Origin of the sequence: Rhizobium sp. SYY.PMSO (assembly GCF_046840415.1) — a bacterium.
Taxonomy (GTDB): Bacteria; Pseudomonadota; Alphaproteobacteria; order Rhizobiales; family Rhizobiaceae; genus Rhizobium.
Window position 1 is genome coordinate 3006885 of sequence record NZ_CP177349.1, and the last position, 12948, is coordinate 3019832.

The 12948-nt window shown below is 61.8% G+C and carries 13 protein-coding genes; 1 reads left to right on the forward strand and 12 read right to left on the reverse strand.

Translation table 11 applies throughout. From position 1 onward, the window contains the following. The first annotated feature begins 398 nt into the window (after positions 1-398). Positions 399-1196, forward strand: coding sequence for a MipA/OmpV family protein (locus ACJJVH_RS14670; protein WP_412064224.1), 798 nt, complete (start codon positions 399-401; stop codon positions 1194-1196). Here ACJJVH_RS14670 and ACJJVH_RS14675 read toward each other — a convergent pair. The 12 genes from ACJJVH_RS14675 to ACJJVH_RS14730 all read right to left on the reverse strand — a co-directional run bounded on the left by ACJJVH_RS14675 (position 1137) and on the right by ACJJVH_RS14730 (position 12875). Next, positions 1137-2471: a class I SAM-dependent methyltransferase gene (locus tag ACJJVH_RS14675; RefSeq protein ID WP_412065172.1), complete on the reverse strand. Its 1335-nt coding sequence runs from the start codon at positions 2469-2471 to the stop codon at positions 1137-1139. The two genes, ACJJVH_RS14670 and ACJJVH_RS14675, sit on opposite strands and share 60 nt — an antisense overlap. Then, positions 2471-2896 carry an EamA family transporter gene (locus tag ACJJVH_RS14680; RefSeq protein WP_412064225.1) on the reverse strand — a complete coding sequence of 142 codons (426 nt, stop codon included), beginning with the start codon at positions 2894-2896 and terminating at the stop codon, positions 2471-2473. Before ACJJVH_RS14680 ends, ACJJVH_RS14675 begins: the two co-directional genes overlap by 1 nt. Then, on the reverse strand, positions 2896-4044 hold the full coding sequence (locus ACJJVH_RS14685) for a GNAT family N-acetyltransferase (RefSeq protein WP_113384861.1): 1149 nt from the start codon (positions 4042-4044) through the stop codon (positions 2896-2898). Before ACJJVH_RS14685 ends, ACJJVH_RS14680 begins: the two co-directional genes overlap by 1 nt. After that, a complete protein-coding gene (locus ACJJVH_RS14690; RefSeq protein ID WP_112795348.1) occupies positions 4025-4837 on the reverse strand; it encodes an alpha/beta fold hydrolase in 813 nt (270 codons plus the stop codon). The genes ACJJVH_RS14685 and ACJJVH_RS14690 overlap by 20 nt, the downstream gene beginning before the upstream one ends. Next, positions 4827-5699, reverse strand: coding sequence for a fatty acid desaturase family protein (locus ACJJVH_RS14695; protein ID WP_412064226.1), 873 nt, complete (start codon positions 5697-5699; stop codon positions 4827-4829). Before ACJJVH_RS14695 ends, ACJJVH_RS14690 begins: the two co-directional genes overlap by 11 nt. Beyond that, positions 5696-6049 carry an EamA family transporter gene (locus tag ACJJVH_RS14700; RefSeq protein ID WP_113359024.1) on the reverse strand — a complete coding sequence of 118 codons (354 nt, stop codon included), beginning with the start codon at positions 6047-6049 and terminating at the stop codon, positions 5696-5698. Before ACJJVH_RS14700 ends, ACJJVH_RS14695 begins: the two co-directional genes overlap by 4 nt. Then, the gene (locus ACJJVH_RS14705) at positions 6046-6999 is read right to left on the reverse strand and encodes an arginase (protein WP_112795446.1); all 954 of its coding nucleotides are present in this window, start codon (positions 6997-6999) and stop codon (positions 6046-6048) included. Before ACJJVH_RS14705 ends, ACJJVH_RS14700 begins: the two co-directional genes overlap by 4 nt. A gap of 4 nt (positions 7000-7003) precedes the next feature. Continuing rightward, positions 7004-8422, reverse strand: coding sequence for an aminotransferase class III-fold pyridoxal phosphate-dependent enzyme (locus tag ACJJVH_RS14710; RefSeq protein WP_112795345.1), 1419 nt, complete (start codon positions 8420-8422; stop codon positions 7004-7006). A 20-nt stretch (positions 8423-8442) separates the two neighbouring features. Beyond that, complete coding sequence (locus ACJJVH_RS14715; protein ID WP_113424034.1) at positions 8443-9126, reverse strand: MtnX-like HAD-IB family phosphatase; 684 nt, start codon at positions 9124-9126, stop codon at positions 8443-8445. A 103-nt stretch (positions 9127-9229) separates the two neighbouring features. After that, positions 9230-10606 (reverse strand): sensor histidine kinase, encoded by a 1377-nt coding sequence (locus tag ACJJVH_RS14720; protein WP_412064227.1) that lies wholly within the window; start codon positions 10604-10606, stop codon positions 9230-9232. Beyond that, positions 10603-11259, reverse strand: a complete 657-nt coding sequence (locus ACJJVH_RS14725) for a response regulator transcription factor (RefSeq protein WP_112795445.1) — start codon at positions 11257-11259, stop codon at positions 10603-10605. The genes ACJJVH_RS14720 and ACJJVH_RS14725 overlap by 4 nt, the downstream gene beginning before the upstream one ends. Positions 11260-11465: 206 nt before the next feature. Beyond that, complete coding sequence (locus tag ACJJVH_RS14730; RefSeq protein ID WP_412064228.1) at positions 11466-12875, reverse strand: PLP-dependent aminotransferase family protein; 1410 nt, start codon at positions 12873-12875, stop codon at positions 11466-11468. Positions 12876-12948 lie beyond the last annotated feature (73 nt).

Here is a 12948-nt window from a genome sequence, read left to right on the forward strand (position 1 = left end):
CAAAATGCGCGGCTTCCAACCGCGACGAAACCCGGCAGGCCGCATTTGAAGCGGCGAGGCTTCAGGTTCATGACATGTTGCATCTCTATCCTTGCGCGCATTCCCTGCAATCGCCGGCAGCGGCCGAACGGGGAATGCAAGTCCGGATCATTGCCGTCGGGGGATCGAATGTCGGGGATGCGACAGATGGACCAGATGAATGCCCGCACCGTGTCTTCGCAAGCGCGGCAGGAACCCTCCGGCTGCAAGGCGGCCACTATGACCTCCGGCAAATTTTCTGCTACTTTCGGCGCCCCGAGCTGTGCTAGGAATACGGCGAGGGCGATCACGGATCAGGTGTTGTCAGAGTGTTAAGCGTTGGGACATCTTTCACCGCCCGGTTGTCGGCGTTTGCCGGAATGGGCCTGCTGGCGGTGTCCGCAGCCGGTGCGTTTCCCGTATCCTCCAGGGCGGAAGATGCGGCGAAATCCTCATCCGACACATGGGTCGTCACCCTTGGGGCGACCGTGGAATACGGCCCCAATTACGAGGGATCGAAGCGCCGTTCCTTCGGCGCCCTGCCCTCCTTCGATTTCCATCGGCTCGGCGAAGCCCAGGAATACAGCGCACCCGACGATAACTTCGATTATCAGCTCTTCGATCTCGGCGGCCTCGAAATCGGCCCCGTGGTAGGCCTGAGGGACGACCGCTTCGATCTCAACGACCTGCATCTGCAGAGCCAGCGCCGGGTGCGCTGGAATTTCGATGCCGGCGGCTTTGCGCAATACTGGCTGACGGAAAACCGGCTGCGGTTTCGTACGGAGGTGCGCCAGTCGCTTTGGGGCGGAGACGGCCTGGTCGGCGATCTGGCTCTAGACTGGTTTCAACCGCTCGGCGACAAATGGCTGCTGTCCGCCGGCCCCCGCCTGTCCATGGCGAATTCCGTCTATATGCGCACCAATTTCGGCATCTCGGAAAGCGAGGCTGCAAGGCATGACCATGTCAGCGCCTTCGACGCCGGCGCCGGCGTGAAATCGGTCGGCTTCACGGTGGCGGCGACCTACACCATTTCGCCGGAATGGAGCGTGCAGGTCTACGAGAAATACAATCGCCTGGTAGGCGACGCAGCCGACAGCCCCATCACCTCGCAGTTCGGCTCACCCGACCAGAACATCATCGGCTTCACGCTGAACAGAACGTTCAACGTCAAGTTTTGAGGCGCTGCGCGCTTCGTTTTCGGCGATGTAATTGCGCGTCAGCGGAACGATGTCGTTTCGCTTGGTCATCTGGATCTGGAAGACCACCAGATCCTCGTAGCGGAAGGCGGCCTCCGCCGTCGACAGATAATATTCCCACATCCGGCAGAAGCGCTCGTCGTAAAGCCTGGCCGCATCATCCCAGCGCGCCATGAAACGCTCCCGCCAGCTCTCTAGCGTCTTTGCGTAATGCAGCCGCAGCACCTCGACATCGGTGATGGCAAGCCCCGCCGCCTCGATCTCGGGCACGATTTCGGAAAGCGCCGGAATATAACCGCCGGGGAAGATGTATTTGTCGAGCCAGGGCGTCGTGAAGCCGGGCGTTGCCGAACAGCCGATCGTATGCAGCACCATGATGCCGTCCTGCTCGAGCAGCTGCGCGCATTTACGGAAGAATGTGCGATAGGACGCCAGCCCGACATGCTCGAACATGCCGACCGAGACGATCCTGTCGAAATGGCCGGTGAGGCTGCGATAGTCTCTCAGCGCGAACTGAACCTCCGCCGGCATCCCCTTGTCGGCCACGCGCTTCGAGGCATAGTCGTGCTGCTCCTCGGAGAGCGTGACCCCGAGCACGTAGCCGCTCGGCGCCTGCTCCGCCATATGAAGCGCCAGCCCGCCCCAGCCGCAGCCGATATCGAGAATGCTGTTGTCCGGCTCGATCAGCAGCTTGGCGGCGAGGTGCCTTTTCTTGGCCAGCTGCGCCTCTTCCAGCGACTGACCGGCATGCTCGAAATAGGCGCAGGAATATTGCCGGTCGGGATCGAGGAAGAGCTCGTAGAGCCGGCCATCCAGATCGTAGTGATGAGCGACATTCGCCTTCGAGCGTCCGGGCAGATTGCGGTGACGGAAGATCCGCAGCCTGGTTCGGGCATGATCGATGATGCGGGCAATGAGCGGATGGGTGCTGTTCTGCGCCTCGCGCAGCATCATCGCCACGAAATCGTAGAGCGTGCCGCGCTCGACGACGAAACGCCGGTCCATATAGAGCTCGCCGAGCCGCAGATCGGCATCGATGAGGAACGCCCATTCGGCCCGGTTGTCGGCAAAACGAACGTGAACCGGCTCGCCGGTGCCGTCGCCGAACGTCAGGACGCGGCCGCTTGCCGTCGTCACGGTCAGCGCGCCGCGTGTGACGATGGACGACAGCGCCCGCCTCAAACACCAGTCCGTCAGGCCGGAGAAAAGGACATTGCTTTTGCCGTTGCGGCGATTTTCATCGTGAGAACTGGGCATCATCCATCCTTGCCGGCGCCACTCTGCAGACCGTCACGCTTGGCGTGCCAGTCTCCGTGATCCTCCGTCTCCACATTGGCGCTCGCGATCAGCCAGACACCCGCCAGGATCAGGCCGCTTCCGATCACCTGCAGCGCGACGACCTTCTCCCCGAAGACGAACCAGCCCGTGGCGATGATCAGCACGTAGCTGATGCCGGACAGCGGAAAGGCGCGACTGAGGTCGAGCTCTGCCAGCACATTCATCCAGATGAAGAAGCAGGCGATCTCGACGGCGACCGCCGCCAGAATCCAGTAGGACGAGAGCGCCTGCCAGAGCCATCCCTCCACGCCGGCGTCTCCCAGCCCTTCCGCCCCGTGCTTGACGAAGAACTGGAACAGGGTGTTCAGCACCGGCACCGCGAGCCATGAAAGACGCATCGGCATCACGCATCCGCCTCGTCTGTCGAGAACAACGGCGAGACCAGCCGCAGCAGCCGCTGAAAGAAGGCGCTGCGATGGCGAAAATACATCGCATTGGCAGTCAGCTTGCTGCCGAGACGCACCTTGTTCTCATAATAGGCCTGGCCGCTCTGGTAACGGCTCAGGCCGTGCTCCAGGCAATAGCGCAGGTTGGTGAACCAGCTGAGGAAATAGAGATTGTAGGGCCGCCCTTTTTCGCCATCCATGCAGAAGAACTTGTCGATGGCCACGCTGTCGTCATGCACGATCAGATTGGCGGCCAGCAGCCTGTCTTCGACGAAATAGAAGGCGCAGAACGAACGCCCGCGCATGCGGCCGAGAACTCCCTGGAAATATTCGGGCGTCAGTTCCTCGAACTGCCAATCGCTGCGATTGCGGGTGTCGTGATAGAGCGCCATCACCTCGGGCAGGAATTCGCCGAAGTCCGTGCGGATCTCGACCCTGACCTGCTCCAGGGATTTCAGCTTGCGGCGCATGTCCTTGCGGGTGCCGGACGAAAGCTTGGCGAGATACGCGTCGATCGTCTTGAAATCAATGTCGAGCCACGCCGTCGAAAGTCCGCCGATCGAGGCATAGCCGCGCCCTGCAAGCAGATCGCCGAACTCGGACGAAGCCTGTTCGGGAATATCCTTGAGGCCGACCAGCGCGCAATTCTCCGTCTCGGCGAGCTGTTCGAAGAAGGACAGCATCTCCGAGAGCAGGGCGCGGCGATGCTCGCCCGGCACATCGGAGCGAAAGCCGATCGCTCCCGTCTCCGTGCAGGGCGATCCGAGGCAGGCAAGCCGCAGCTTCAGGAAGTTCGGAAAGCGGCGCTGGATGCTGCGCACCGACCTGCGCAGAAACCCCTCCTCCAGCGTCGTATCGAGCGCATAGAAGCAGAGAAAGGCCGGCATGGCGGCGCTGACCCGCCCGTCTTCCGTGACGGTAATATAGCGCCACTCGAACCCGTCGAGACCCGCCTCCTCGATGGCAAGCAGGTAATCGTAATCCTCCACCTGGCCCTGGAAACAGGCATTCCACGCATCGCGGCCGATGGCGCGGATGCTGAAATGAACCTCGGCAACCGGATTGCCGGCCGGCACCGGCGGCATTTTAAGCAGCGGCAGCGACATGGCGGGCCTCGAAGAAATCTGCCGTGAAATCGGCCACCTGGCGATGCTGCCGGTCGACATGGATCATATGATAGCTGTCCGCGATCCACCTCAGCTCATGCGGGGCGCCGATATGCTCGGAAATGTAGCGGGCATGCTTCGGGCTGGCGAGATCGTCGTCCTCGGCATGCAGGATCAGCGTCGGCGTCCGCATGGTCGGCAGCATGCCGCGAAGCGTCTTGCCCAGCCGATGCATTTCGACAAGGCCCTTGCCGGGAAACTTCTCGAGCACCCCTTCGCTGGCCATGCCCTCGATCAGCCGGCGCATGCGCTCGTCCTTGATGCCCAGCGACGTCGTCTCGCTGAAGCTCAGGCGATCGAGGAAAGGAACGCGCGAAAGCCATCCGATCTGGGAGGCCAGCAAAGGATAATAGAAGGGAACGTCCCAGCCGTCGTAGCTGAAGCAGGGAGAGTAGATCGCCACCGCGCTGATCGCCGTCTTCTGCTCCGCCGCGAGCATGGCCAGCTTGCCGCCGACGCAGATACCGGCGGCAAAAACCTCCTGCGTTCTCGACGCCAGCAACTCCGATGCCTCGACGACCGAGCCGAGCCAATCCTCCCAGCGGGTCCGGCGCAGCGTCTTCGCATCGACGCCGTGACCGGCCAGCAGCGGCGCATAGATGCTGTAGCCCCGGCGGTTGAGGTGACGGGCCACCAGCTTCATTTCTGCCGGCGCTCCCGTCAGGCCATGGATCAGAAGGACGCCTTTGCCGTTTGAGCCCTCCATGAAGAAGCTCAGCTCGTCATGTTTCATGAGACAGCTCCGACGGCCGGTTTTCCTTGGCCATGAAGCCAAGCGCGTGGCAGGTGCTGATGACATGCGTGCCGTTCTTTTCCTGCTCTTCCTTGATCTGCTCGTGCAGCGTCTGCAGCTTCGTCCAGTGCGTGCGCGGGCGATAATGATGCTCGGCGTGATAGCCGTTGCCGAACCAGAGCCAGTTGTAGAAGGATTTGTGGCTGGAAACGCCCCAGGCGATCGGCTCGTCCGGATCGCCGTTCAGATGCTCGTAATAGCCGTTCAGCGACGACAGGCAGTTGCCGATATAGTAGAACGGCACGAAGAACAGCACCGCCTTCCAGTCGTAGATCAGCGCGAGCGCCGCAAGTCCCAGGAAGAAATAGAGTTCGAAACGGCCCCAGGCCGCATCGAAGGGGCGGTTGCGGGCGATGGCCTTGTGGATGTCGCCGAGGCTGTCGCGAAAGAAGCTCAGGAAGGTGTAGGACCAGACGTTTTCCGGCTGGCCGTCGCGGCCGTAGCGATAGATCGACAGCAGGTCGACCGTCTCGCCCTTGTCGTTCGGCCGGTCGCTGTTGCCGGAGTGATGGCGCATGTGCACCCAATGATAATAGGTCTGCGAAAAGCCGATCGCGACCGATTCCAGCAGGCTGAAGGCGTAGTTCATCCAGCGCGGCTTGAAATAGGGCGTGTGAATGAAGTTGTGCGAGATGCTGTTGATGTTCCAGGAGATCGATACCGCGTAGACGCAGCCGAGGACGGCCGACAGCCAGAGCGGGCGGCTTTCGAAGCCGACGATCAGATAGACGTCGAAGGCGAGATGGGCGACGGCCGCCAGAACCGGTGCCAGATCCCATCGGGTGTGCGCAAAGATTTTCATAGTCCGGTAACTCCCACGCAGGCCACACCGGCGGTGACGAGAAAGACACCCGTCGCATGGCGCAGGTTGATGTTTTCCTTGAAGATGACGGCGCCGGCCAACACGATGACGACATAGCTCAGCGCCATCAGCGGGAAGGCGATGGTCAGGGGGACATGCTCCAGAACGGCCGTCCAGGCGAGAAGCTCGATGGCCCAGAACAGAATGCCGAGCCACGTAACCGGCCTGCCCAACGCCGCAAGCAGCGCGTTTTCGCTGGCCGACTGCTTGAAGCAGACCTCGCGGGCGGTTTCCGCCAGCACGCAGAACAGGATGAGTCCAAGCATGGGAAGTGTCAGGCTGCCGGTCATTCCATGTACTCCGCCAGCACTTCCAGCAGCGCGTGGTTGGCCGCGCTGTTGATGTTCCTCGTCGTTTCCGCGCCATGGCGCATGCGCGGCTGATCGATGAGGATCTCCGCACGCTTCAGCAACTGCGTCCGCAGGCTGCCGGCATAGTTGGGAGTCGAGTAATCGCCGATGACATCGGCGCCGATGATACGGTGGCGGCTGCCGATTTCGCTGATCAGAGCCAGAAGATAGGGCAGTCGCATGCGGCCCTGATCCCAGTTGGTAACGGCATCGTCGGTTGCCAGCACATCCTTGTCGACCGTGATGTAGACGGCCTCGGTACGGATGCGGCTGAGCATGCGGTCGATGAAATTCTCCTCGCCGATCTCGGCGATCGATTTCCAGTGCAGCGCGCCCCTTTCCTGCTGATAGCTGGCGCCGTTGCCGTAATCGGCCAGCACGCGGCTCGGCGGATGCTCATAAGGATAGAGCTCCAGCTTGCCGTCCCCGAGCCAGTGCAGGTTCGCCCCCTTGCGCTCCGGACTGCGAAGATCGCTGCTGCACACGCCGATCGTGATGACCTTCTGGATATTGGGATTGGCAAGGGCCCTGTTGACCCAGGAGCCGCAATGCATGCCGCCGTCGAACTTGACCCAGTCGGGGTGATTGTCGAAATGGATCAACGTGGCGGAACCGGGCTGCCGTTCCAGCGCATCCTCGAGCAGCAATGCCGTGATGTGATGGAAGTCGCCCGACCCCATGAAGCACAGCTGCGGAACCTTGCCGGCCGCGGGCCCGTTCCTGACGATTTCGCGGCTGAGATCGTCAAGGGCGCCCTGCCTGCCCCAAAGCCTTATCTGCCGTCCCTTGTCCTTGCCGAAATACTGCTGCGCGCCGGCAAATTTGCAGGCGCGCACGAAGTCTGGCTGCAACTCCAATGCATCGTCGAGATGGAGAAGCAGGAGTTGCACCGTCTTATCTCCGGGCAGCACGCGTCAGAAGCTGGTCGAGCAGGGCAAGCGCCAGATCGATCTCTTCGTAGCTGATGAGCAGGTTCGGCGCGAAGGTGATGACGTTCTTGTGGTAGCCGCCGACGTCGAGCACGAGGCCGTAGGTCTTGCCGCCGACCTGAAGATCACCCTTCATGCCTTCGTCGCACATCCAGTCCATCGTCGCCTTGTCGGGCGTGTAGCTGTCGTCCTTGCAGATTTCCATTCGCAACGCCAGACCGAGGCCGTCGACTTCGCCGACGATGGCGTGACGCTGCTGCAGCTGCTTCAACCCGTCGAGGAAACGGGCGCCCTTGGCCATCACCGAAGCGCCGAAATCCTCCTCCTCCAGCATCTTCATCGTCTCGAGCGCCACGGCGGTTCCCATCGGATTGCTGGCGAAGGTCGAATGCGTCGAGCCGGGCGGGAAGATGGTCGGATTGATCATCTCCTCGCGAGCCCAGACGCCGGACAGCGGATTGAGGCCGTTGGTGATCGCCTTGCCGAAGACGAGCGCGTCCGGCGAGACGCCGAAATGCTCGATCGACCAGAGCTTGCCGGTGCGGTAGACGCCCATCTGGATTTCATCGACCACAAGGAGGATGCCGTGGTCGTCCAGCACCTTCTTCAGTTCGACGAAGAAGTTCATCGGCGGAATGACGTAGCCGCCCGTGCCCTGGATCGGCTCGATGTAGAAGGCGGCATATTCGGACTTGCCGGCCTTCGGGTCCCACACGCCGTTATATTCGCTCTCGAACAGGCGGGCGAATTTCTGCACGCAATGGTGCCCGTATTCTTCCTTCGACATGCCCTTCGGGCCGCGGAAGTGATAGGGGAACTCGACGAACTGGGCGCGATCGCCGAAATGGCCGTAGCGGCGGCGATAGCGATAGCTGGAGGTGATCGCCGAGGCGCCGAGCGTGCGGCCGTGATAGCCGCCCTCGAAGGCGAACATCAGGCTCTTGCCGCCGGTGTAGTTGCGCACGAGCTTCAGCGAATCCTCGACGGCCTGCGAGCCGCCGACGTTGAAGTGGACGCGGCCCTTGTAGCCGAACTTGCGCTCGGCATCCTGGGCGATCAATGCCGCAAGCTCCACCTTTTCGCGGTGCAGATATTGCGACGCGACCTGCGGCAGGCGGTCGAGCTGGCGATGCGCGGCCTCGTTCAGGCGCTCGTTGCGGTAGCCGAAATTGACGGCCGAATACCACATCTGTAGGTCGAGAAAGGGCGTTCCGGTCCGGTCGTAGACGAACGAGCCCTCGCACTCCTCGAAGAATTTCGGATTGGCCGTATAGTGAACTGTGTCGCCATGGGAGCAATAGGCCTCCTCAAGGGCGCGCAACTCCTCTTCGGAACGGACGGACTCGGTCTCGCCGCTGAAGGCTTCGGCTACATTCGTTTTCATTCAATGCCTCTCGGTCTGGTTCACGCCGTCTTGAAATGCGGCAGCGTGCGGGCGCGTCGTTCGACGCGCGGGAGAACGGCTTCCATCTTCGGAAGCAGGTCGGAAAAGTCTTCGAAACCGACATAGGGAATGCCGCTTTCTTCGCAGTAGTCGACGAGCTTCGCCTTCGCGAAGACGAGATCGACCTTGTCGGAAACGCAGAAGTCGCTGCGTCCATCGCCGATGTAGACCCGCAGGTCCGTGCTATCGACGACGCGGCACTTGCAGACGCCGGCGCCCGACAGGCAGCCGGTCGTCGGAACGGGCGGAAACAGCGAATAGCACTCGCGATCCTGTGCAACGCTGCAGGTCAGCACATTGGCGACGATCGGCAGGCCGTCGATGCCGTGGCGTGCCAGGATGCGGCGAATGAAGTAATCGACGCCATCGCTGACGATGGTGACGGGCAGCTCGCCGCGGCGGCAAAAGGACAGGAAGCCGTCGAAACCCGGATCGATCGACAGCGTGTCGAGAAACCGGTCGAGATCGGCCCTGCTTGCCTGAATGAGGGCGATCTGCCGGCGCATGCACTCGCCGGAGCCGATGAGCCCCTGCTTCCACAGCCGCTCGATGTCCTCCCACTCCGAACCGGCGAAACGGGACAACACCATATCCGTCGCGTCTTCGATGGATATGGTTCCATCAAAATCGCAAAACACCTGCATGCCGCACCCTCTCGCCATATCCTGAGTTGCGTCTAACAACCTCAGATGAGCCGGGCATGAGCGGAAAATGATACGAAAATGAAAAACGACGTGACGTTGATTTTTAGTTCAGCGGCAATCTTAGATCGACCTGCAGGCCAGTCCCCAGCCGCGACGTGGACAGCTCCACCGTCGCCGAAAGACGATCCGCGGTATCGGCAACGATGGCAAGACCGAGACCGGCCCCCTCGGTATGGAGCGTGTTGAGGCGATAAAAGCGCTTGAACACCGCTTCCCGCTCATGCGGCGGAATGCCCGGGCCGTTGTCGCTGATCGAAATGCGGCCGAAACCGCCTTCCGACGAGACCGAGACTTTGATCTCGCCTCCATCCGGCGTGTATTTTATCGCATTGTCGAGCAGGTTGGTGACCATCATCCGCAGCAGGGATTCGTCGGTCCTGACCTGGATCGCCTCATCTCCCTCGAGCACCACCTCCAGCTTGCGGCTGGTGATGATGTTGCCGAATTCGGCGATCAGCGACGCCACCCAATGATACAGCGTCACCGACGTCAGATTGAGGGGGTGGTGGCTGACCCTTGCCAGCCGCAGCAGCTGCTCGATCAGATGGATGGTGCGGTTGTTGCTGGCGACGAGATCGGCAACGATCGATTGGCGCTCGTGGTCGCTGTCGCTGTGTTCGAGCATCCGCAGCAGGAGTTTCATGCCAGCCTGCGGCGTGCGCAGCTGGTGGGCGGCAAGGTCGGAGAAGCGCCGCTCCAGCGTCAGCGACTGGCCGAGCTTTTCCAGCAGCTGATTGATAGACCAGCCGAGCGGCAACAGATCGCGCGGCAGCCCTTCGACCGGGATGGCGGAGAGATCGTCGGGCGAGCGTGTACGGATGTGCCGCACCAGCCCGTGAATCGTGCGCAGCCCGCTGTTGATGCCGAGCCAGATGAGAAAGCCGATGACCGGCACCAGCATCAGCAGCGGAAAGAACAGATTGAGCAGGATGTTGGAAACCAGCGTCTCGCGAAGCGCGATCTTTTCGCCAAGCTCGATCACGATGGTCGTATTCGGGATCGGCAGCGAATAGACGCGCCACTCCTCCCCGCCATAAGACAGGGTGGTAAAGCCCACCTTCTGCTGCGGCACGTCCGAAAGGAAGGCCGTGCTGCTGTAGAAGCGGATGCTGCCATCGACCCAGGCGCGAAACATATGCGCATCGGCATAATCGTCGGCGTCTTCGTTGAAGGCCAGCTGGTTGTCCATGTTGAAATCGATGTCGTCGATCTGCTTTGCCGCATGATCGGGCGTCTTTTCCAGGGGGCGTCGCAGCAGGCTCCAGATCACGTTGGCATCGTCGATCAGCTGGGCGTCGTAGATGTTGTTGATTTCCCGCGTCGCGCTGTTGAAGGCGAAGGCGGCGATCACGACGATCGTCACCACGACGACCGGCGCGATGCGGAGAAACAGCTTTCGGGTCAGCGTGGAGTTGTTCATCGCTCGATCATGTAGCCGACGCCGCGGATCGACTTGATGAAATCGGTGCCGAGCTTCTTGCGCAGATTGTAGATCGTCACTTCGATCGTATTGCTTTCGACGGTGTTGTCGGCGTCGTAAAGCGCATATTCGATATCGTTCTTCGTCACGTAGCGACCGCTGCGCTCCATCAGCAGCTTCAGCAGGTGGAATTCCTTCGCCGTGGTGTGCACCGGCGCATTGGCCTTGCGCGCGACCATGGCGGAAGGATCGACCTCCACATCGCCGCAACGGATGACGCTCTCGGTGCGGCCGTCGCGCCGCCGGATGAGCGCGCGCAGACGCGCCAGCAGTTCATCCAGGTCGAACGGCTTGACCAGATAGTCGTCGGCACCTTCATCGAGGCCCTCGACCTTCTGGCGCACGGAGTCCATTGCCGTCAGCAACAGCACGGGCACCGAATTTCCCCGTTGCCGGATGCGCCGCAACACCTCCATGCCGCTGAGCAGCGGCAGATTGATATCGAGCACGATCGCGGCGAAATGCGAATGCGCCGCCGCCTCGAGGCCGGATTCGCCATCGCGCATCCAGTCGACGCCATAGGCATGCTTTTCCAGCGCCTTTTTGAGCGATGATCCGAGGATATTGTCGTCTTCGACAAGCAGAACACGCACGATCGACCTCATTTAACGGAATTTTCTCAGGCGATGTGAGCCGCAATTGGAGCGACCGTATGGCAAAGCTATGACGGATCATTTCCATCTGACAAGAGCGAGGCTTTCCCGCCTTGCCCAAACCTGCCGGCGCCGATGCGCGATGCGATCGTCCTCAGGGCCGATAAGGCATCGGGCGTCGGTAGGCTGGCCCTGAAATCGTTGCTCTAGCACAGCCTTTTCATCGACGCTTCCAGCGCCTCGAAAACCCGCGCATCGGCCGATTGCGCCACATTGAACCGCATGAAGCGCCCGGCGGCATCCGACAGGCTGAAGACATTTCCCGGTGCGAGGACGACCCCTTCGGCCAAGCAGGCGCGGGCGAGATCGGCGGCATCCAGCCCCTCCGGCAGCCGGCACCAGAGAAACATGCCGGCCTGCGGCTTCAGCCACGGCACGATACCGATGGCCTCCAGCCGTGCCGATACCTCCGCCATCGCCTTGGCCAGCCGCACGCGCAACGCCTCCACATGCTTGCGATAGCTGCCGTCCTTCAGCGAGAGATAAACGAGTTCGGCCGACAATTGCCCGCAGCTGAAGCTGCTGGCGACCTTGAGGTCGACGAGCCCGTCGATCCAGTCCGGCCTTGCCGCAATGAAGCCGCAGCGCACGGAAGCCGACAGCGTCTTCGAAAAACTGCCGATATGGATCACCCGGTCGAGACCGTCATAGGCGGCAAGGCGCGGTGCCGGAACATTCTCGAAATCCGCAAAAATATCGTCTTCGACGATGATGAGCCCGGACGCATCCGCCAGCTTCAGCAGGCGATGCGCCGTCACCGGCGAAAGCACGGCGCCGGTCGGATTGTGAATGGCCGAATTGGTGATGTAAAGCCGAGGCTTGTGCCGTTCGAGGGCCTGGCCGAACAGCTCGATATCCGGACCCGTCGGCGTGAAGGGCACAGAGACGACATTGGCGCGATGCGCCCGCAGGAGCGCGTGGAAATTGAAATAGCAGGGATCGTCCACCAGCACGGTATCGCCGGGTTCCAGCAGGAAACGGCAGAGAAGATCGATCGCCTGCGTGCCGGACTCCGTCAACAGGATCTGATCCGGCGGCACCGTGATGCCGTGATCGCCGAGGCGCCTGGCAAGCAGCTGGCGCAACGGCGGCAGGCCGAGCGGGGTTCCGTAATTGGCAAGCGCGCCCATATCCCCCCGCGCCAGCGTTCGCATGGCACGACGCAACGCCGCCTGCGGCAGCCATGACGGCGGAAGCCAGCCGCAGCCCGGCTTCAGAACCTCGTCGCCCACCTCCAGCGATTGCCGCGAGATCCATAGCGGATCGACATTGCGATCCGACTTCGCGCCGGTGTCGGACAGCGAAAGCGGCGGCAGCGGGCCGCATACATAGAATCCCGAACCCGGCCGCGAGCGGATCGTACCCTCGGCGGCAAGCCGCTCATAGGCCTCGACCACGGTGGATACCGACACCTGCATCGTCCTCGCAAAGCCGCGCACGGAAGGAAGCCGGGCCCCCGGCATCAGGCTGCGGGTGGCGATGCGATCGCATATCGCCGCCATCACCCCCTCGATACGTGTGCCGCCGACAATGCCGGCCGTTGAAAGACGATCCATCCGTAGTGCACCTTCAACCATAACAGTTCGCGAAAATTGTACTGCACCGTCTCTGGCTTGGCCAGACAAATAC

What these genes read in the sequence shown, in the direction of transcription:
- ACJJVH_RS14670 (WP_412064224.1), top strand. Translation starts at nt 399, where the DNA reads ATGGGCCTGCTGGCGGTGTCCGCAGCCGGTGCGTTTCCCGTATCCTCC.
- ACJJVH_RS14675 (WP_412065172.1), bottom strand. Translation starts at nt 2,471, where the DNA reads ATGCCCAGTTCTCACGATGAAAATCGCCGCAACGGCAAAAGCAATGTC.
- ACJJVH_RS14680 (WP_412064225.1), bottom strand. Translation starts at nt 2,896, where the DNA reads ATGCCGATGCGTCTTTCATGGCTCGCGGTGCCGGTGCTGAACACCCTG.
- ACJJVH_RS14685 (WP_113384861.1), bottom strand. Translation starts at nt 4,044, where the DNA reads ATGTCGCTGCCGCTGCTTAAAATGCCGCCGGTGCCGGCCGGCAATCCG.
- ACJJVH_RS14690 (WP_112795348.1), bottom strand. Translation starts at nt 4,837, where the DNA reads ATGAAACATGACGAGCTGAGCTTCTTCATGGAGGGCTCAAACGGCAAA.
- ACJJVH_RS14695 (WP_412064226.1), bottom strand. Translation starts at nt 5,699, where the DNA reads ATGAAAATCTTTGCGCACACCCGATGGGATCTGGCACCGGTTCTGGCG.
- ACJJVH_RS14700 (WP_113359024.1), bottom strand. Translation starts at nt 6,049, where the DNA reads ATGACCGGCAGCCTGACACTTCCCATGCTTGGACTCATCCTGTTCTGC.
- ACJJVH_RS14710 (WP_112795345.1), bottom strand. Translation starts at nt 8,422, where the DNA reads ATGAAAACGAATGTAGCCGAAGCCTTCAGCGGCGAGACCGAGTCCGTC.
- ACJJVH_RS14715 (WP_113424034.1), bottom strand. Translation starts at nt 9,126, where the DNA reads ATGCAGGTGTTTTGCGATTTTGATGGAACCATATCCATCGAAGACGCG.
- ACJJVH_RS14720 (WP_412064227.1), bottom strand. Translation starts at nt 10,606, where the DNA reads ATGAACAACTCCACGCTGACCCGAAAGCTGTTTCTCCGCATCGCGCCG.
- ACJJVH_RS14730 (WP_412064228.1), bottom strand. Translation starts at nt 12,875, where the DNA reads ATGGATCGTCTTTCAACGGCCGGCATTGTCGGCGGCACACGTATCGAG.